Source organism: Stenotrophomonas sp. 24(2023) (genome assembly GCF_030913365.1).
Taxonomy (GTDB): Bacteria; Pseudomonadota; Gammaproteobacteria; order Xanthomonadales; family Xanthomonadaceae; genus Stenotrophomonas.
Genome location: NZ_CP133160.1, coordinates 131,477 through 151,179, shown reverse-complemented (window position 1 = coordinate 151,179; position 19,703 = coordinate 131,477). Strand labels below are relative to the sequence as shown.

16 protein-coding genes and 1 tRNA gene are annotated in these 19,703 nt (G+C 67.7%); 8 read left to right on the top strand and 9 right to left on the bottom strand.

Annotation, left to right across the window (positions count from 1 at the left end; all coding sequences use genetic code 11):
- Positions 1-43: 43 nt before the first annotated feature.
- The gene (gene aroA / locus Q9R17_RS00705) at positions 44-1,351 is read left to right on the top strand and encodes a 3-phosphoshikimate 1-carboxyvinyltransferase (protein ID WP_308156556.1); all 1,308 of its coding nucleotides are present in this window, start codon (positions 44-46) and stop codon (positions 1,349-1,351) included.
- A gap of 125 nt (positions 1,352-1,476) precedes the next feature.
- On the opposite strand, the gene Q9R17_RS00700 is transcribed toward aroA, so the two are convergent.
- Together Q9R17_RS00700 and Q9R17_RS00695 are read right to left on the bottom strand one after the other, a co-directional pair.
- Positions 1,477-2,055, bottom strand: coding sequence for an energy transducer TonB (locus Q9R17_RS00700; protein ID WP_308156555.1), 579 nt, complete (start codon positions 2,053-2,055; stop codon positions 1,477-1,479).
- Between the two features lie 132 nt (positions 2,056-2,187).
- Positions 2,188-2,829, bottom strand: a complete 642-nt coding sequence (locus Q9R17_RS00695) for an energy transducer TonB (RefSeq protein WP_308156554.1) — start codon at positions 2,827-2,829, stop codon at positions 2,188-2,190.
- A 116-nt stretch (positions 2,830-2,945) separates the two neighbouring features.
- Between Q9R17_RS00695 and serS the strand changes: the two genes are divergently transcribed.
- Positions 2,946-4,226 (top strand): serine--tRNA ligase, encoded by a 1,281-nt coding sequence (gene serS, locus Q9R17_RS00690; RefSeq protein WP_308156553.1) that lies wholly within the window; start codon positions 2,946-2,948, stop codon positions 4,224-4,226.
- 448 nt (positions 4,227-4,674) lie between these two features.
- On the opposite strand, the gene Q9R17_RS00685 is transcribed toward serS, so the two are convergent.
- Together Q9R17_RS00685 and Q9R17_RS00680 are read right to left on the bottom strand one after the other, a co-directional pair.
- A complete protein-coding gene (locus Q9R17_RS00685) occupies positions 4,675-5,025 on the bottom strand; it encodes a ligand-binding protein SH3 (protein WP_308156552.1) in 351 nt (116 codons plus the stop codon).
- A 204-nt stretch (positions 5,026-5,229) separates the two neighbouring features.
- The gene (locus tag Q9R17_RS00680; protein WP_308156551.1) at positions 5,230-5,811 is read right to left on the bottom strand and encodes an NAD(P)H-dependent oxidoreductase; all 582 of its coding nucleotides are present in this window, start codon (positions 5,809-5,811) and stop codon (positions 5,230-5,232) included.
- A 123-nt stretch (positions 5,812-5,934) separates the two neighbouring features.
- Between Q9R17_RS00680 and Q9R17_RS00675 the strand changes: the two genes are divergently transcribed.
- A complete protein-coding gene (locus tag Q9R17_RS00675; protein WP_308156550.1) occupies positions 5,935-6,927 on the top strand; it encodes a LysR family transcriptional regulator in 993 nt (330 codons plus the stop codon).
- A gap of 73 nt (positions 6,928-7,000) precedes the next feature.
- On the opposite strand, the gene Q9R17_RS00670 is transcribed toward Q9R17_RS00675, so the two are convergent.
- Entirely contained in the window at positions 7,001-8,071 is a 1,071-nt protein-coding gene (locus Q9R17_RS00670; RefSeq protein ID WP_308156549.1) for a DUF4241 domain-containing protein, read from the bottom strand.
- Between the two features lie 136 nt (positions 8,072-8,207).
- On the opposite strand from Q9R17_RS00670, the gene Q9R17_RS00665 reads away from it, so the two are divergent.
- A tRNA-Ser gene (locus Q9R17_RS00665) sits at positions 8,208-8,297 on the top strand.
- A gap of 70 nt (positions 8,298-8,367) precedes the next feature.
- On the opposite strand, the gene Q9R17_RS00660 is transcribed toward Q9R17_RS00665, so the two are convergent.
- The 4 genes from Q9R17_RS00660 to Q9R17_RS00645 form a co-directional block, all read right to left on the bottom strand.
- Complete coding sequence (locus tag Q9R17_RS00660; RefSeq protein WP_308158393.1) at positions 8,368-8,904, bottom strand: fasciclin domain-containing protein; 537 nt, start codon at positions 8,902-8,904, stop codon at positions 8,368-8,370.
- 191 nt (positions 8,905-9,095) lie between these two features.
- Positions 9,096-12,161, bottom strand: coding sequence for an efflux RND transporter permease subunit (locus Q9R17_RS00655; RefSeq protein WP_308156548.1), 3,066 nt, complete (start codon positions 12,159-12,161; stop codon positions 9,096-9,098).
- A complete protein-coding gene (locus Q9R17_RS00650) occupies positions 12,158-13,258 on the bottom strand; it encodes an efflux RND transporter periplasmic adaptor subunit (protein WP_308156547.1) in 1,101 nt (366 codons plus the stop codon). The genes Q9R17_RS00655 and Q9R17_RS00650 overlap by 4 nt, the downstream gene beginning before the upstream one ends.
- A gap of 52 nt (positions 13,259-13,310) precedes the next feature.
- Positions 13,311-13,943 carry a TetR/AcrR family transcriptional regulator C-terminal domain-containing protein gene (locus Q9R17_RS00645; protein ID WP_308156546.1) on the bottom strand — a complete coding sequence of 211 codons (633 nt, stop codon included), beginning with the start codon at positions 13,941-13,943 and terminating at the stop codon, positions 13,311-13,313.
- A 242-nt stretch (positions 13,944-14,185) separates the two neighbouring features.
- Here Q9R17_RS00645 and Q9R17_RS00640 point away from each other — a divergent pair, with 242 nt between their 5' ends.
- From Q9R17_RS00640 to Q9R17_RS00625, 4 genes are all read left to right on the top strand, one after another.
- Positions 14,186-14,641: a hypothetical protein gene (locus Q9R17_RS00640; RefSeq protein ID WP_308156545.1), complete on the top strand. Its 456-nt coding sequence runs from the start codon at positions 14,186-14,188 to the stop codon at positions 14,639-14,641.
- A gap of 325 nt (positions 14,642-14,966) precedes the next feature.
- Positions 14,967-17,651, top strand: a complete 2,685-nt coding sequence (locus Q9R17_RS00635) for a TonB-dependent receptor (protein ID WP_308156544.1) — start codon at positions 14,967-14,969, stop codon at positions 17,649-17,651.
- Positions 17,651-18,844 (top strand): histidinol-phosphate transaminase, encoded by a 1,194-nt coding sequence (locus tag Q9R17_RS00630; RefSeq protein WP_308156543.1) that lies wholly within the window; start codon positions 17,651-17,653, stop codon positions 18,842-18,844. The genes Q9R17_RS00635 and Q9R17_RS00630 overlap by 1 nt, the downstream gene beginning before the upstream one ends.
- 451 nt (positions 18,845-19,295) lie before the next feature.
- A complete protein-coding gene (locus Q9R17_RS00625; protein ID WP_308156542.1) occupies positions 19,296-19,703 on the top strand; it encodes a hypothetical protein in 408 nt (135 codons plus the stop codon).

Sequence of the window (19,703 nt, the reverse complement as noted above, 5' to 3'; positions counted from 1 at the left end):
CCTGTCGTATTGCCGCCGCGTGCGGCCCCCACGGATTCCCACCATGAGCAACGCGCAGTACTGGATCGCCCGCAAGGGCCAGCCCCTGCAGGGCGCCCTGACCATTCCCGGCGACAAGTCGGTCTCGCACCGGGCGGTGATGTTCGCCGCACTGGCCGATGGCACCTCCACCATCGAAGGCTTCCTGGAAGGCGAAGACACCCGCGCCACCGCGCGCATCTTCAGCCAATTGGGCGTGCAGGTGGAAACCCCGTCGCCGTCGCGGCGCGTGGTGCACGGCGTCGGCATCGATGGCCTGCAGGCGCCGGCGGCGGAACTGGACTGTGGCAACGCCGGTACCGGCATGCGCCTGCTGGCCGGGCTGCTGGCCGGCCAGCGCTTCGACTGCACGCTGGTGGGTGATGAATCGCTGTCCAAGCGCCCGATGCGCCGCGTCACCGGCCCGCTGGCGCAGATGGGCGCGCGCATCGACACCCGTGACGACGGCACCCCGCCGCTGCACGTGCACGGCGGCCAGCCGCTGCAGGGCATCGATTTCGTGTCGCCGGTGGCCAGCGCGCAGGTGAAATCGGCCGTGCTGCTGGCCGGCCTGTACGCGCAGGGCGAAACCGCCGTCACCGAACCGCACCCGACCCGCGATTACACCGAGCGCATGCTCTCGGCCTTCGGCGTGGAGATCGACTTCTCGCCCGGCAAGGCCCGCCTGCGCGGCGGCCAGCGCCTGCGCGCCACCGATATCGTGGTGCCGGCCGACTTTTCCTCGGCGGCCTTCTTCCTCGTGGCCGCCAGCATCATTCCCGGCTCGCAGCTGCGCCTGAAGCAGGTGGGCCTGAACCCGCGCCGCACCGGCCTGCTGCAGGCACTGCGCCTGATGGGCGCGGACATCACCGAGGAAAACCCGGCGGTGCAGGGCGGTGAAGCGGTGGCCGATCTGGTGGTGCGTTACGCCCCGCTGAAGGGCGCGCAGATTCCCGAAGCGCTGGTGCCGGACATGATCGACGAGTTCCCCGCGCTGTTCGTCGCCGCTGCCGCGGCCGAGGGCAACACCGTGGTGACCGGCGCGGCCGAACTGCGGGTGAAGGAATCCGACCGCCTGGCAGCGATGGCCACCGGCCTGCGCACGCTGGGCGTGCAGGTGGATGAAACCGCCGACGGCGCCACCATCCACGGCGGTGCGGTGCTGGGCAGCGGCACCATCGAGAGCCATGGCGACCACCGCATCGCGATGGCCTTCGCCATTGCCGGCCAGCTCAGCCATGGCGAGGTGCGCATCAACGACATCGCCAATGTCGCCACCTCGTTCCCGGATTTCGACGGCCTGGCACGCGGCGCAGGCTTCAACCTGGGCTGAGGGCGCGCAGGCCCGGTGTGTTCACCGGGGCGGCAGCGCCAGGCCATGGCTGGCGACCTCGCGGCAGCCATAAAAAAGGACGGAGGCCGAAGCCTCCGTCCCGATCACGAACCCCTCGTCCGCGATCAACGCTCGGTACGGAAATCCACCGGCACGCGCACCACGCTGGCCACGCTGCGACCATCCTGCATGGCCGGCTGGAACTTCCAGTCGCGTACCGTGCTCAGTACGGCGCGGTCCAGATCGCGGCTGCGTTCGCCGGTACGCGACACGATCGCCGCCTCGGTGACATTGCCGCGCGTATCCACGTTCAGGCTGGCGACAACGCTGCCCTGCACGCCATTGCGCAGGGCAGCCGGCGGGTAGGTCGGCTTGGTGTTGCTGGCCAGCGGGCGGGCCTCGCGGCTGCGCACCGCCGGGAGGGCCTTGCGGGCGGTGCTGTTGGCCGGTGCCGCCTGGCGCGGGGTCGTACCCGATGCGGTGGTTGCCGGCGTTTCCGTTGCCGGCAGCATGCGGTCGCCGACGGGCGCCGGGGCCACGTCGTCATGGTTGGCTACGCGCAGCCAGACCAGCGCTGCGGCGAACATCGCCAGGATCAGCGCCATCCACAACCAGGGCGATGTCGACCGGCGGTTTTCCTGCGGATCGCCATCGCGCTGGTGATGGACAGTGCCGTTGATGTCATGGGCATGGGTGGCATTCATTGCGGACTCCTTGGCGTCTGTTTGACGACGCCCCGAGTCTTGCCCGTGCACGGTTGCCGGTGTGTCAGTTACGCGTCAACGCGGCGCGCGCATACCCGGCAGGGTTCAGTTTGCTGCCGGGCAGGGTTCAGCTTACTGACCGGCCTTGAAATCGAACGGCACTTCGATGCTGCCCGGCACCGGCTGGCCATTGCTGTGCGCCGGGGTGAAGCGCCACTGGCGCACCGCATCCAGCGCGGCGCGGTCCAGATCACGCGAGCCGCTGCGCTGGACCAGGGTGGTGCCGGTCGGCTGGCCGCCGGCATCCACATCCACGCGCACCACCACCGAACCGGTCTCGCCACGGCGCAGCGCAGCGGGCGGGTACTCCGGGGCCGGCGACTGGCCCGGCACCGGCATGGGACGGTCGGCGGCCACCGGCGTGCCTGGCACGGGCGCCGGGGCCGGCGCGGGTTCAGCGGCCGGCGGCGGGGCCGGCGCGGTTTCCACCAGTTTCGGTGCCTCTTCCGGCGGCGGCGCGGGCTTGGCATCGGGCATGTCACTGGAACCGGCGGCCGCCGGCAGCGGTTCGGGCAGCGGGGCCACCTCGGCCCCCTGCTGCGGGGTCTGTGCGGCCGGGTCGGCCTGCAGGAATTCGTTGTCGCGGCGCCCGGCCAGCCAGACCAGCACGAACAGCAGCACGCCCACGCCGAAGGCGATGCCGGCGATCTTCAGGCTGTTGCGCGGGATATGCAGGACGAAGGACTTGCCAGACGGAGAGCGGGACGCGGACATGGGCCAGACCAGGACGGAATGCCCCGATTCTGCCACGCCCGGAATGAACCCAGCGGCAGAAATCCGTATAACAGGCGATAATCCCCGTCCTGATCCCCAATCCACCGACACCTGCCATGCTCGATCCTGCCTTGCTCCGCCACCAGCCCGCCGACCTCGCCGAACGCCTGCGCAGCAGTCGTGGCTTCGAGCTCGACGTGTCTGCCCTGGAGTCCCTGGAGGCCGATCGCAAGCGCATCCAGGTGCGGACCCAGGAGCTGCAGAGCCTGCGCAACAGCCGCTCCAAGGCCATTGGCCAGGCCAAGGCCAAGGGCGAGGACGTCTCGGCCATCATGGCCGAAGTGGCCGCCTTCGCCGATGAACTGAAGGCCTCGGAAGTAACCCTGGACGAGCTGCGCGCGCAGATCGACGCCATCGCCATGGGCCTGCCGAACCTGCCGGCCGAGGACGTGCCGGCAGGCGCCGACGAGAACGACAATGTCGAACAGGCCCGCTGGGGCACCCCGCGTACGTTCGATTTCAAGGTGCTCGACCATGTCGAACTGGGCGCGCGCCACAAGTGGCTCGACGGCGAAACCGCCGCCAAGCTGTCCGGTTCGCGCTTCACCGTGCTGCGTGGCCCGATCGCCCGCCTGCACCGCGCGCTGGCCCAGTTCATGCTGGACCTGCACAGCGGCGAGCACGAGTACCAGGAAACCAACGTCCCGGTCATCGTCAACGCCGACAGCCTGTACGGCACCGGTCAGCTGCCCAAGTTCGAAGAGGACATGTTCATCACCCACCTGGGTGAGCAGAAGCGTTACCTGATTTCCACCTCGGAAATCTCGCTGACCAACATCGTGCGCGACGAGATCATCGACGCCGAGCGCCTGCCGCTGCGCATGACCGCCCATTCGCTGTGCTTCCGTTCCGAAGCCGGCAGCGGTGGCCGCGACGTGCGCGGCATGATCCGCCAGCACCAGTTCGAGAAGGTGGAACTGGTGTCGGTGTGCCGCCCGGAAGACAGCGACAGCGAACACCAGCGCATGACCCGCTGTGCCGAAGTGGTGCTGGAAAAGCTCGGCCTGCCGTACCGCAAGGTGCTGCTGTGCACCGGTGACATGGGCTTCTCGGCCGTGAAGACCTTTGACCTGGAAGTGTGGCTGCCCTCGCAGGACACTTACCGCGAAATCTCCTCGTGCTCCAACACCGGTGATTTCCAGGCCCGCCGCATGCAGGCCCGCTGGCGCAACCCCGCCACCGGCAAGCCGGAGCTGCTGCACACCTTGAACGGGTCGGGCGTGGCCGTGGGCCGCGCGATGATCGCGGTGATGGAGAACTACCAGAACGCCGATGGCAGCATCACCGTGCCGGACGTGCTGCGCCCGTACATGGGCGGTGTTGAAACCATCGGCTGATCGGGCCATGTAGCGCCACGCCATGCGTGGCTGCTGCAGGGTGGGTTTCATCCACGCAGGGCGTGGATCCACAACAGCACCAGGGTCCCGGTAGAGCCACGCCATGCGTGGCTGTTCCAGGATTGGTCGTGCGGTGTGGGTTTCATCCACGCACGGCGTGGATCTACAACAGCACCAGGTTCCATGTAGAGCCACGCCATGCGTGGCTGTTCCAGGATTGGTCGTGCGGTGTGGGTTTCATCCACGCAGGGCGTGGATCCACAACAGCACCCGGTTCCATGTAGAGCCACGCCATGCGTGGCTGTTCCAGGATTGGTCGTGCGGTGTGGGTTTCATCCACGCACGGCGTGGATCTACAACAGCACCAGGTTCCATGTAGAGCCACGCCATGCGTGGCTGTTCCAGGGGCGCACGCGCGATCAGGGTTTCATCCACGCACGGCGTGGATCTACAGCGCCCGCACTTTCTCCAGCGGCACCCAGCCGGCGGTGCCGCCTTCGACCGGCACGCACCATGCCCAGCCATTGAGCGTGCGTTCGCCGCGCAGCCGTTGCCCGACATCCACATCCAGTTCGCGTGCGCAGTAGTCCTCCGCGGCGAAAGCGTCACCCTGCGCCGTGCGTCCGATCACCGGTGCCGGCACGAAGCCCGGCTGCTGGCCCTCGGCCTCGCACAGGAACCAGTCCTCCCAGCCTTCCGGCCCTTCATAACGTTCGCCCACCACCAGCGCCTGCCCACGCACCAGCGTGATCGGCTGCGGGAACTCGCTGCGGTGTTCTGCGATGACTTCATAGTCCATGCGTAGTGCTCCATTTTCGGGGCTCTACTGTAGAGCCACCTCGCGCCGAACTGTAGGTCCGCGTCATGCGTGGATGAACGGTGGCACCGCGCAACAGAAAACGGCCCCGCACATGGCAGGGCCGTTGGGGTGGGCTGGCCCCGGGGGAGGGGAAAGGGCCAGCCCGGGCGGGGCGCCCGACGAGGACAGCGCCCGCCGTTGAACTCAGGCCGCCACGGCCAGCGCAGCGCTCGGCAGCGACGCCAATGCGCCGGTGATCGCGTCTTCGCGGTGCTTGGGCGAATAGGCCAGGCCTTCAGCGCGCACGAATTCGACGTTGTTGATGCCCATGAAGCCGAACACCTGGCGCAGGAAGGGTTCCTGGAAGTCCGCCGGCGAATCGGTGTAGATGCCACCACGCGAGCTGGCGATGATCACGCGCTTGCCGCCGGCCAGGCCCACCGGGCCGTTCTCGGTGTACTTGAAGGTGCGGCCGGCCACGGCGACGCGGTCGATCCAGGCCTTGAGCGTGGAGGGAATGCTGAAGTTGTACATCGGCGCGCCGATGACCACGACATCCGCCGCCAGGAACTGCTGCATCACGGCTTCAGCGTCGGTGGCTTCGGCCGCGTCGGCCTGGGCCAGCGAGGTGCTGCGCAGGTGCGGAATCGGGTTGTGGTCCAGGTCGCGGTAGCTGACATCGACGTTCTGGCCGGTCTCAACCAGATTTGCGACGATGGCCGCCGACAGCTGGCGGGAAACCGAATTTTCGCCAAGAACGCTGGCGTCGAGGTGCAGGAGCTTCATGGCAGGGGGTCCTATGTTCTGGGGGAGGCGGGTGGCCCGCCGACGGAGAGAACGATAGGTTGTTGCCAATTTGGAATAAAGGTGATTGAATGCCACGTATTGTTCTAGTTATGGAACTAGGGTATGCATGACCTCAATGACCTGTACTACTTCGCCATGGTTGTCGACCACGGCGGTTTCGCCGCCGCCGAACGCGCGCTGGGCATTCCCAAGTCGCGCCTGAGCCGGCGCATCAGCCAGCTGGAAACCGATCTCGGTGTGCGCCTGCTGCAGCGCTCCACGCGCCGCTTCGCGGTGACCAACGTGGGTACCAGCGTACACCGCCACGCGCAGACGATGCTGGCCGAAGCACAGGCCGCGCGCGAAGTGGTGGACCGCCTCAGCGCCGAACCGCGCGGCGTGGTACGCGCCAGCGTGCCGGTATCGCTGGCGCAGATGCAGTTGCCCAAGCTGCTGCCGCTGTTCCTCAACCAGTACCCGAAAGTGCGGCTGCAGCTGAACATCAGCAACCGCCGCGTGGACATCATCAATGAAGGCTACGACGTCGCCCTGCGCGTGCGCTCGCGGCTGGATGACGATGGCAGCCTGGTGATGCGCAGCTTCGGCCAGGTGCAGGAACTGCTGGTGGCCAGCCCGAAGTACCTGGACCGTGCCGGCCGCCCGAAGGACCCGGATGAACTGGCCAACCATGTCACCCTGAGCATCAGCGAAGACGAAGCGCGCCAGCGCTGGGAACTGCATGGCCCGGAAGGCGCGGTGCGCCGCGTGGACCTGCAGCCGCGTGTGGCCGGCTTCGATTTCCCGCTGCTGCAGAGCATGGTCAAGGATGGATTCGGCATCACCATGCTGCCGGAAACCGTCTGCGCCGAAGCCGTGCGCAATGGCGAACTGGAAGTGGTGCTGCCGGACTGGTCGCTGCCGCAGGGCGTGTGCCACGCCGTGTTTGCCTCGCGCCGCGGCCTGCTGCCGGCCGTGCGTGTGTTCATCGACTTCCTGGCCGAGCACCTGCCGCCGCAGCTGGAGGCCTCGCGCCTGGATTGCGGTGGTGCCTGCGAAAAAGCCAAGGAAAAGATCCGCGCAACGGCGCTGGGTGCCCTGGCGGTGGATGCGGGCTGAGGCCCGCATCCCTCATCTGCACGCACGTGTCAGCGCCGGGCCATGTCCGGCGTTGATGCCTCGAAGGCAGTGATCAACTGCGCCCGAACAACCGGCGCCAGAACCCACGCGGCTTCTCCAGCACCACCGGTTGTGCGGCAACCGGCGGCGCTTCCAGCAGCGCCATCAGCGCTGCACTGCGCGGCTTCTTCAACCGCTGTGCATACTCCAGATAGGTCGTCACGCCGCGCATGTGCAGGCGTTCGGGCAGTGGTGGCAATGGCCCGCCGCGCAGCAGGGCTTCCAGTGCCTGCGGCTTGTCCAGGCGCACCGCCTCGAACAGCGCCGTGCCCCCGCATCCCGGCTCGATATGGTTCGCGCGCAGCGGGTTTTCGTCCAGCAGCCCACGCAGCACCGGCAGGTTGTCCTCGGCCACGGCCGCCACCAACCGCGCCAGCGCATCAGCCTCGACCATCGGCAAGCTGTCCCGGTACGCCTGATCGGCGATCTCGCGGGCGTCGCGGCCATCACCGCCTTCTATGCACAGGAAATCGGTGACCAGCGCCACCGGTGCGCCGCTGGTGTCCAACGCCCAGTAGCTCGGATAGACCCCATCACCCCAGCCGCTGGTGAACACCACCAGCCCATGCGGCGATGCCTCGCCCCAGGGGCGGTAATCGATGCCGTCATCCAGCCCATCGTGGCCGATCAGGGCGTCGGACCATTCGCCTTCCTCGCTGTCCTGCTGCTGCGCGATCAGCGCCAGCAGCGCCTGCTGGGTATCGGTATCCATGAAGCAGCCGATGCCTGCATCGACGGGGTAGCCGATGAAACTGTCCTCATCCAGGCTGGTCAGGTCCTGCGTGGTCCAGCGCGCCATCTGCCAGTGCAGCGAGGTCGCGCTGAGCGACGCCCGCGGGCGCAGCCACAGCACGGCCAGGGCAGGGCGGCCGCCGTGGGCAATGATCTCCACCGGGTAGTAGCCTGGGGCCACGGTGTAGTCGGCCAGTGCCGGGGCCTCCGGCTGCACCAGCGGATCGCACACCACCAGGCGCCCGCTGCTGACCGGCAACATACCGGCCGCCACGCGGCGCAGGGCGACGGTGGCCAGCCGTGCATCGTCCAGGAAACACGCGCGCAGGTTGGCCAGATCGAGGTGGGCCATGGGGGCTCCGGTTGCGGGGATACCCCCACCGTGCCGGATGGGGACCGCAGGGGCAAGCCTGCGGGTAGGGTGGGCTTGGGGAAATGGCCTTCACATGCGAGAATGGACCGCTTACCGGGCAATCCGGGACCCGATTGGAGAGATGGCCGAGCGGTTTAAGGCACCGGTCTTGAAAACCGGCGAAGGGTCAAACCTTCCGTGGGTTCGAATCCCACTCTCTCCGCCAGACAGCGCTCAAAGCGACGGGCACCTCATCGATGCCCGTCAGACTTGGACACGCGCCTCTTGCGCAGGCGTCATTTCGGCATCAGCACCGTATCGATCACATGGATCACGCCATTGGACTGGGCAACATCGGCAATGCTGATCGCCGCTTTCCCACTCTTGGCATCCACAACCCACAGCTTGCCCTGGTGCAGTGCGACGGTGAGCGATTCACCTTGCACCGTCTTCAGCGTGGCCTTGCCGCCGTGCTTCTTCGCATCGGCCATCAGCTGGCTTGAGGTGTAGGTACCCGGCACAACGTGGTAGGTCAGGATCTTGGTCAGTTGTGCCTTGTTTTCAGGCTTGACCAGCGTATCCACGGTGCCGGCTGGCAGCTTGTTGAAGGCCGCATCGGTGGGTGCGAATACGGTGAAGGGGCCCTTGCCGTTGAGCGTATCGACCAGGCCGGCAGCCTTCACTGCTGCTACCAGGGTGGTGTGGTCCTTCGAGTTCATCGCGTTTTCCACGATGGTCTTGGTCGGGTACATCGCTGCGCCACCTACCATGACAGGGTCGGCAGCCTGTGCGATCGATGCGGTAGCGCAGAGAACAGCGAAGCTTGCGGCCATTGCCGCCCGCTGGAGGAGAACGTTCATCTTGCAGCTCCTGGGAAAGTGGCCCTCACGGTGAGGGCTATTCCGATACGCTGCCAGCGTCGAATTGGATGCAGCGCCGCTGGGCATTAGCCCAGCGGCAGGTAAACAGGCCGGCGGCCAATCAGGCCGCCGAGCCTGACAATCACGGAAGCCTCACTTTCCCCTCATCCCACCGGATGCGTAGACCGCCGCCGGAACTTCCGCGACAGCCATTCCCCCACGTCATCCACCACCGTAAACGCGGCCGGAATCACGATCAGGCTCAACAGCGTGGAGGTAATCAGGCCACCGATCACGGCAATGGCCATCGGCGCGCGGAAGCTGGAATCACCGGCAAAGCCCAGGGCAATCGGCATCATGCCCGCGCCCATCGCCAGGGTGGTCATGATGATCGGCTGGGCGCGCTTGCGGCAGGCGTCGATCAGTGCGTCGTGCTGGGTCATGCCGTGCTCGTCTTCGGCCATCACCGCGTAGTCCACCAGCAAGATGGAGTTCTTGGTGGCGATGCCGATCAGCATCAGCAGGCCGATCAGGGCCGGCAGTGACAGCATGTTCTGCGTGATCAGCAGTGCACCGAACGCACCGCCGGCACACAGCGGCACGGCGGCGAGGATGGTCACCGGCATCAGCGCATGGTTGAACAGCAGCAACAGCACCATGTAGATGCAGATCAAGCCGGCGGCCATCGCCAGCAGGAAGCCGATGAACAGTTCCACGAACACTTCGGCATCGCCGGTGTTGAGGAAGGTCACGCCGGGCGGCAGCTGCTTCACGCTGGGCAGGGCCTGCACTTCGGTCATCACATCGCCCAGCGGGCGGCCGTTGAGTTCGGCGGTCAGGGTGACGTTGCGCTGGCGCTGGTAGCGCGAGATCTGCGAGGGGCCGCTGCCTTGCTGGATGTCGGCCACGGCGGCCAGCGGCACCGGTCCGTTGCGGCCCGGTACGCGCAGCTGGCTGATCAGCGCCGGGTCGGCCAGCGTGGCTTCGGCAAAGCCCACGCGGATCGGCACCTGGCGGTCGGGCAGGTTGAGCTTGGCCAGGCGCTGTTCGTAGTCGCCGGCGGTGGCGATGCGTGCGGCTTCGGCAATGTCGGCCGTGGCCACGCCCAGATCGGCGGCGCGCGCGGCATTGGGCACGATCTGGATTTCCGGCCGCAGCAGCGAAGCGGTGGAGGTGACGCTGCCCAGCCCCTGGATGCCACGCAGGTCGCGCTCCAGCGCGGTGGAGGCTTCCTGCAGGCGCTGCGGGTCATCACCGGACAGCACCAGCTGCAGCAGGTTGCCCGGCTCGGAGCTGACATAGCTCACGCGCACGCCGGGCAGGTCGGCCAGACGCTGGCGGGCGTCGCGCTCCAGCACGCGCTGGTCGCGCTCGCGGGTGCTGGCGGTGCCCCAGTCGAGCACCAGCGTGGCCTTGCGCGGCTCGCCCACGCCGGTGGCGTTGGGGTCGCCCAGGTCCAGCACGCTGCCGACGGCGGTGTAGACCTGCTTCAGCTCGGGAATGTCCTTCAGCAGCGCACGGGCATGCTCGGCCACGGCCACGGTGTCCTGCAGGCGCGTGCCTGGCGGCAGTTCCAGGTTGAGGTTGCTGCGGCCCAGGTCCGACTGCGGGATGAAGGTGGCCGGGATCAGCGGCACCAGTGCCAGCGAAGCCACGAACAGGCCGGTGGCCAGCCACAGCGTGCGGCCACGGTGGCGCAGGGCGGCATCCACCCAGCCCAGGTACCAGCCCATCAGGCGCGATTCGGGCTTTTCCTCGCCGTGCGGCTTGAGCAGGTAGGCGGCCATCATCGGCGTCAGCAGGCGTGCCACCAGCAGCGAGAACAGCACGGCCGTGGCGGCGGTCCAGCCGAACTCGCGGAAGAATTTGCCGGCGATGCCGGGCATGAAGGCCACCGGCACGAACACCGCGGCCAGTGTCAGCGAGGTGGCGATGACCGCGTTGCCAATCTCGCCGGCCGCTTCGCGCGCCGCTTCCAGCGGCGGCTTGCCCATGCGCAGGTGGCGCACGATGTTCTCGATCTCCACGATCGCATCGTCCACCAGGATGCCCACCACCACCGACAAGGCCAGCAGGGTGATCATGTTCAGGGTGAAGCCGAACCAGTACATCACCGCGAAGGTGGGGATGATCGACAGCGGCAGCGCCAGCGCGGAAACCCAGGTCGCCCGCCAGTCACGCAGGAACAGCCACACCACCAGCAGCGCCAGGAACGCGCCCTCGTAGAGCATGGTCATCGAGGAGTCGTAGGAGCGGTGCGTTTCGTCGATGGCGGTGGTGACCAGGCGGAAATCGATGCCCGGATGGTCGGCCTTGATCTTGTCCAGCGCGGCATGCACGCCGGCTTCCACCTTCACTTCGCTGGAACCGCGGGTGCGCGACATCGAGAACGCCACCACGCCCTTGCCATCCAGCAGCGCCGCTTCGGTGGGGTCGGCGGCGGCGTCGGTCACCGTGGCCAGCGTGGACAGGCGCACCGCGCGGCCGTCGGGCAGCGCGATGGAATAGTCACGCAACGCCTGTGCGTCGGCCACCGTGCCCAGCGTGCGGATGGTCTGCTGCGCGCCTTCCACTTCGGTCTTGCCACCGGCACGCTCGACCTGGATGCGCGCCAGCTGCTGCGATACATCGCCGGCGGTGATGCCCAGGGTCAGCAGGGCATTGGGGTCCAGGTCCACCCGCACCTGGCGCTTGACGCCGCCGATGCGCGTCACCCGCGCCACGCCGGGCACGCCGTACATCGCACGCGAGACGTCACGGTCGACGAACCAGCTGGCTTCGTCGGTGGTCATGTGCGGGGCCACCAGCGCATAGGTCATCAGCGAGCCGCCGATGTCCACCTTGGAGACCACCGGTTCCTGGATGTCCTGCGGCAGATCGGTGCGGATGCGGGTGACCGCGTTGCGCGTGTCGTCCAGCGCGGTGGCCAGGTCGGCTTCCAGCTGGAACTCGATGGTGGTGGTGCTGACGCCCTCGGTGACCGAGGAAATCACCCGCTTCACGTTGTTGACCGTGGCCACCGAGTCTTCGATCTTGCGGGTCACTTCGGCTTCCAGCTGGCTGGGCGACGCGCCCGGCTGGGTGACCGTGATCGTGGTCATCGGGAAGGCGATGTCGGGGAAGCGCGCCACCGGCAGCTGGTGGAAGCCCCACAGCCCGGCCACGCACAGCACGAAGAAGATCAGCAGCGCAGGCAGGGGGCGCTTGATCGCCCAGGCGGAGAAGTTCATCGTGCGGCCGCCTTGGTCGCGGCCACCACACGCACGCGGTCACCCTCGCCGAGGAAGCCGGCGCCATCGACCACCACCTGGTCACCGGCCTTCAGGCCCTGCACGATGGCCGTGCGGCCCTGCACGGCCTGGCCGGTGCTGACGCGGTGGCGCACTGCCTGCTGCTTGTCGTTGACGGTGTACACATAGCTGTGGCCGTCGCGCTGCACGATGGCGGCGGTGGGGATGGTCAGCATCGGGCCCTCGCCGGTCACGATGCGGCCATCGACGAAGATGCCGGGCTTGAGCGGGCCCGGTTCGGGCAGGTCGGCATACAGGGTGCCGGTGCGGGTCTGCCCGTCCACGCCCGGGGTGACGGCGCGGATGCGGCCGCTGACGGTCTGGCCGCCGTAGGACAGTTCCACCGTATTGCCGACGGCCACGTCGGCCAGCTGGTTTTCCGGCAGTTCGGCACGCCATTCCAGGCGCCCATCGCGGATCAGTCGCAGCAGTTCGTTGCCGGCCGATACCACCTGGCCGGGCTGCACCAGGCGCTTGGACACCAGGCCATCGGCCGGTGCGCGCAGGTCGGCGAAATCCCGGCGCAGCTGGGCGGCATCACGCGCGGCGCGCGCGGTGGCGGTCTGTGCTTCGGCATTGATGCGGTTGGCACGCAGCTCATCCAGGCTGCTGGCGCTGATCAGCTGCTGGGCGGCCAGCTTGGCGCTGCGCTCGTAGTTCATGCGTGCCAGTTCCTGCGATGCCTGGGCCTGGCGCAGTGACGCCTCGGCCTGGGCCAGTTCGCTGTCCAGGGTGCGGTGGTCCAGCTGCAGCAGCACCTGCCCACGCTTCACCCACTGGCCCACTTCCACCGGCAGGGCAGTCACGCGCTGGCCGCTGATTTCCACGCCCAGCTGCATTTCCTCGTAGGCGCTGACCGGGCCGGACACCAGCACCGTGCGTGCCATCGTCTGCGACTGTGCCGGTGCCAGCGAGACCGGCAGGGCCGAGCTGGTTGCCGCCGCATCGGCCGGTGCCTTGTCATCCTTGCTGCCACAGGCGGCCAGCAGGGCCGTGGCCAGGATCAGGGAAAAAGTGCGGAAGAAGGGTGCACGCATGAAGGGCTTTCCGGGTCGGAACAGCAGGAAGAAAAAGGGAAACAGCGGCGAATCAGCGGTTGCGCGAGAGGTGCAGTTCGATGCCGTCGAGCATCAGGCCCAGCCCCTGCTCGAAGCGCCCGTCGAAGTCGGTTTCGCTCCAGGTATCGCGGGCCGCCCAGCACTGCGGGAAGCGGGCTTCGGCCAGCGCCATGAAGGCCTCGCCCAGCGCCTCCATGCTGCCATCACCCGGCCAGGCCTGCTCTTCGATCACAAAGCCCATCGCGTAATACACCAGGTCCATCGAGGTGGTGGCGGCAAAGCGTATCGACGCCCCAGCGCCGACCAGCGCGGTGATGCTGGCTTCGCCCACCCGCAGCACGTTTTCGGTGGCCAGGAAGGTGCCGGCATAGACCCGCGCACCATCGCGATGGGCCTTGAACGCCTGGCGGAACTCACGGGCGATCTGCAGCAGGGTCTGCCGCCACGGTTGCCCGGCCGGAATGGCCACGGCCACCTCGCTGACCATGGCGTCGGCCATGGCATCGATCAGCGCCTGCTTGCTCTTGAAGTGCCAGTACAGCGAGGGCGCGCGGATGCACAGCGAGCACGCCACCTTGCGCAGGGTCAGGCCGTCCAGGCCGTCCTCGTCGAGGATCTTGAAGGCGGCGGCCACGATGTTGTCCCGCCCGATGGATCGGCGCATTGGCAGTCTATCTAACGTTGTTAGGCGCGAAATCTAACAGTGTTAGATTGGTGGCTGCAAGGGGGAGGGGCCTTCAGTCGCATCACTTTGTGAGACAGGTGCATATCGGCGTTGTGTCCGCGGCCCCGGGGCGCGTGGAACTGTCTCTTCCCGCAGTGGCGAGCTGACCCCTCACACCACATTTGCACTTCCTGCCCCCGGCATTGCTACGGTCCCCGGGTACCCCTGAAAGGAACCTGCCCATGACCCGGATGTCCCATCTTGCCGTGTTGCCACTGTGCCTGTTGCCCGCATTGGCGCTGGCACAATCCGATCGCGAGGTGGCGGAGAACATGGTCACCCGTGCCGCCAATGTCTGCCCCGGCCACAGCACCGAACGCACCACGCCGACGGTGAAGAAGGTCCCGGTGGGCGCGCTGCGGGTGATGCTCGAGCGTGGACTGGTGATGTGCCCGGACCGTCGCCTGGATGCAGCCGCGCCGGCCGCGTTCTACGGCCGGTTGGGTGTGTTCACCTGGAATCCCGATGTGCCGGCGGCCAGTGCGGTCATCGTCGGCAGGATCGATGAGATGACCCGCAAGGATGAGTATCCGGTCCAGACCCTGGTGTGGGATGCCAAGGGCACGGCGCTCGTCCAGCAGACGGTGCCGGCCTTCGAGCCGCGACCCGGCGCGGCCGTGCTGTACAACGTGCGCTAGAACACCTCGGGCGGTGCCAATGCTGCGCAGTCCGTAACAAAAGCGGCACGGCCGCCACCGCACGCTGCGAACCAGTGGCTATCACTTCATGCCCACGCCTTCTGGTGCGGGCCATGCCGCCGCGCTTGGCATGAATGAAATCAGTACCTTATGCCGATGGCTCCGTGGGCCGTTGTGGCAGCGGCGCTGCATTGCCCGCCACACCGATTGACGCGTCGCAGCAGGGCGGCACGATGGGGTAGTCCCTTGGGGAAGCAATGGGACACCAACCTGTCGTTCTCCCAACCGCCACGCGCACCCGTGCGCGTACCTTGCTGGAGTGTCCATGCAGCTTCGCGCCATCGCACCGCGACGCGGTCGCTTGTCCTTCGCCGTTGCCAGCAGTCTGCTGGCCGGCCTCTCGCTGGCGCCCGCCGCACAGGCCCAGTCGGGCGGTACTGCGGCTGCCGTCACCCAGCTCGATCAGGTCAGCGTGCTGGGCAACCGCACCCAGGCGCGTACCGTGCTGGAATCACCGGTGCCCATCGATGTGCTCGGTGCCGAGGAGATCCGCCGCAGCGGCTATACCGATATCAGCCAGATCCTGCAGGCGCTGCTGCCTTCCTTCAATTTCCCGCACCCGACCACGCCGGATGGCAACACACACATTCGTTCGGCCACGCTGCGCGGGTTGTCGCCAGACCAGACACTGGTGCTGGTCAATGGCAAGCGCCGCCATGCCAGCGCCTGGGTCAATACCGGCGGCACGGTCGGCAAGGGGGCGGTGTCCACCGATCTCAACGCCATTCCGGTCAGTGCGATCCAGCGCGTGGAAGTACTGCGCGATGGTGCGTCGGCGCAGTACGGGTCCGATGCCATTGCCGGTGTCATCAACATCGTGCTGCGTGAGGACGATGGCTTCGAGGGGCGTATCAGCCATGGCCGTACCCGTGATGGTGGCGGTGATACCACCAGCGTGGCGCTGGATACCGGCGTGGCGTTTGCCGGGGGCGGTGGCCTGCACCTGACCTGGGACTATCGCGACCGCAAGGCCGCTGACCGCGCGCTGGCGGATACGCGCCAGCAGTATTTCGGCATTGGCCGCAACGGCGCGCCGGTTGCACCTTCGGGCACGTATGGTTCCGGTACCGGGCTGGCGCCGATTGGCGGGGCCGCCGGCGGTGCGGTGGCCGATCCGCGCGAGGCGACCATCGATCGCGATGCGCTGTGGCGCTTCGCCGATTCGGCCGACACCGTGGAAAAGACCGTGTTCGGCAATCTGCGCAAGCCGCTGCCGTGGGCCGAAGGTCTGGAGGCGTATGCCTTCGGGGGCTACGGGGTCAGCGAGGGCAGTTCCAATGCCTCGCTGCGCCGTGCCGGCCAGCCGGAAAACGTGCGCGCCATCTACCCGGATGGCTTCCTGCCCTGGGTCGATACGCGCAGCACCAATGCGTCCTTCGGCGCGGGCATCAAGGGCCTGGCCGGTGACTGGCACTGGGACCTGAGCAGCGTCTATGGCCGCAACAAGCTGGTCTACCGCACGCGCAACACGCTCAACGCCACGCTGGGCGCCGACAGCCCCACCGCGTTCTACAACGGTGCGCTGCTGGCCTCGCAGTGGACCACCAACCTGGATGCGAACAACAGCTTCGATATCGGGTGGCATGCACCGCTGCGGCTGGCGGTGGGCGCCGAGTTCCGCCGTGATACCTACGGCATCCGTGCCGGTGAACTGGCCTCGTATGTATGGGGGCCGTACCGGGTGCTTGATGGCCCGTCGGCCGGCAGCGTGCCGACCATCGGCTCGCAGGGGTTTGCCGGCATCCAGCCGGTGGACGCCGGCAACTACCACCGGCACAACGTATCGGCCTATGCCGAGGCGGAAACCGAGCTGACCGACCGCCTGCTGGTGTCGCTGGCCGGGCGCTGGGAGGACTACAGCGATTTCGGCAGCACCACCAACGGCAAGCTGGCGCTGCGTTACCAGCTGGAGGGCGGGCTGGCCCTGCGTGCCTCGGCCAGTACCGGCTTCCATGCACCGGCACTGGCCCAGCAGTACTTCAGCTCCACCAGCAGCCGCACGTTGAACAATGCAGTCACCGGCCTGCCGGAGTACGTGCTGGTGCGCACCGCGCCGGTCGGCTCGGTGGAGGCGCGTGCGCTGGGCGCGCGGCCGCTGGACCCGGAAAAGGCCACCAACCTGACTGCCGGGCTGACCTGGGGCCTGGGCGGGCTGAGTGCCTCGCTGGATGTGTACCGCATCGATATCGATGACCGCATCTTCCTGTCCAGCAACTTCGTCGATGCGGCCGGCTCCAACGCCATCCGCAATTACCTGGCGTCGCTCGGTTCGCCGGGCGTCACCAGCGTGCGCTACTTCAGCAACGCCGCCGATACCCGCACCACCGGCATCGATGTATCGGCCCGCTACCGCTGGGAACTGGCCGAGCATGGCCGCCTGACCGCAACGCTGGGCTACAACCGCAACAAGACCGAGCTGACCCGAGTGGCCAGCACGCCTGCGCAGCTGGCCGCGCTGGGGGTGCGCACGCCGCTGTTCGACATCACCGAGCGCACGCGGGTGGAAAAGGGCCAGCCCCGCGACAACCTCACTCTGGCGCTGGCCTGGGAGATCGGCCGTTGGGGCATCAACCTGGGCACGCACCGCTATGGCGAGATTGAAGGCGTGGCGGCCACCAACCAGAGTGCGGCCAACGTCGCGCTGTTCGCGCAGGGCAGCACGCGGTTCCGCACGCTGCCGACCGAGGCGGGCACGGCCGGCAATCTGGATGTGATCCAGAAGCTGCAGGCCAGCTGGGTGACCGATCTGGACATCGCGTTCCGCGCCAGCGAGGCGGTCACCGTGGTGATCGGCGCCAACAACCTGTTCAACACCTATCCCACCCGCAACATCGCCACCACGCCACAGGTGTCCGGTGCGGATACCTTCGGGGTGTTTCCGTACAGCGAACTGTCGCCCTATGGCTGGAGCGGCACCTACTACTACGCGCGTGTGGAGACCCGTTTCTGATGAAGACCTTGCCGATGACCACCGCACCTGCCACCGACACCGCGCCGCTGGACCCCGGCCGTCGCCGCTGGTTGCGTACCGGCGTGGCCGGGGCGGCCACCGTGGCGCTGGCTGCCGTCGCCGGGCGAACGTCCGCCGCCGCCCCGATTGCGCCCACTGCACCGGCCGGGCTGCTGCGGTTGGACCTCAATGAAAGCAGCTACGGCCCCTCGCCAACGGTGGCCCCGGCCGTGCAACGGGCGCTGGCCGAAGCACCACGCTATGTGGGCAATGACCAGCTGCTGGCGCTGCAACGGCAGATCGCCACACTGGAAGGCGTGGCACCGGAACAGGTGATCGTGGGCGAGGTGCTTGAAGCGCTGGGCCAGCACCTGGCGCTGCGCCAGGGCGCCGGTGGCTTCATCTATTCGGTGCCGGGCTACGGTGCGCTGGTCGATGCCGCCGCACCGTTCGGCGGCCGTGCCGTGGAAGTGCCGCTCAACGCGGCGCTGGAGAACGACCTGCCGGCGCTGCTGGCCGCGATCAGCGCCGACACGCGCGCGCTGTTCGTGGTCAATCCGCACAACCCGTCGGGCACGCTCAGTCCCGGCGCCGCGTTCGATGCATTCGTCACCGCCGCACAGGCGAAGACGCTGGTGATCGTGGACGAGGCGTATCTGGATTATCGCGACGATGCCGCCGCGCTCACGGCGGTGCGCCTGCTGCGCCAGGGCCAGAACGTGGTGGTGTTCCGCACCCTCGGCAAGATCCACGCGCTGGCGGGCCTGCAGGTGGGCTATGCGCTGGCGCCGCGTGCGCTGGCCGATGCCTTGCGTGCGCGGGGTGTGGGTGGCGCCCATGCGCAGAACCAGCTGTCGCTGGCCGCGGCCAGTGCCACGCTGGCTGACCGTACGCATGTTGCCCGCGTGCGTGCGCAGGTGGCCACCGAGCGCGAGCGCTGGCAGGCGGTGCTGGCATCACTGCAGCTGCGCTCGACCCGTGCGGCCGGCAATTTCGTGTTCTTCGACAGTGGCCACGCCCATGCGGAGGTGGCCGCCGCGCTGCTGCAGCACGGCGTGCGGGTGGCGCGCGTGTTCGCGCCCTATGCCACCTGGGTACGCATCAGCATCGGCACACCGGCCGAGAACCGGCGCGCGCAGCAAGCACTGCGCACGGTGCTGGCGGCGTTGGGGCAGGGCAGGACAGCGGGATGATGAGGCGCGCCAGCTGTCGCATTCGGGCGTGACCGCGACAGCTGGCTGGGTTGGCTAGGGGAGCAACCAGCGCAGGGTCACAGGCGGACGTTGAGCGCGTCCGCATTGGCGCCGTGCGTTGGATCACGCAACACGATGCCAAGGCGAAAAGCGCCGCAGTTCAGCACGTAATGCGGGGTTTTCCGATTGCTCACAGGCGTGGCAGGCCGGGAGCATGGCCGCGCCAGGGCACCTGTCCTGGCCGGGATTGGCGTCCTGAACTTACATACCGCACCGGGTCGGGCTTGCAGCGTCTGCTGCTGTCCCGACAATGCATCGTCTGCCCGTTCATGGCGGACGGTGTGTGGGGATCTGTGATCCGCCGGCTTCAGCGGTATGTATCCGGCACGCCAACCCGCACCGTCCGCCACCTTGCAGCTGCAGGTGGCCACAGACCTGCGAGGTTGCCGCCATGTCCGTTCTACTTCCCTGTTACCCTCGTCTGCATGCGTTGATCGGCGATGCAGTGCGCGAACTTCCCACTGCCCTGGCCGAAAAGATGGAAGACGCACTCTGCGATGCCGCCGAGAACGCGCCCACGCCTGCGTTCTTCACCGTGCTGGACGACCATGGCCGCGGCCACTGTGCCGATGGCGAGCCCTGGTCGGAACTGCGGCTGACGCCTGGCCGCGCGCTCGATCTGGCGCGTGCCACGCGCAGCCTGTCCGGTGTATCGGCGGTGCTGGCCGTGCTGCACGCCGCGCATGTGGCGCGCGAGGACGATGGCCCAGCCCTGCAGCCCAAAGCCCATGTGGTCGATGGGTTGTTCCGTGCCTGTGCGGCGCTGTCCGAACAGGCCGAGCGCTGCCTGCGCCCGTGA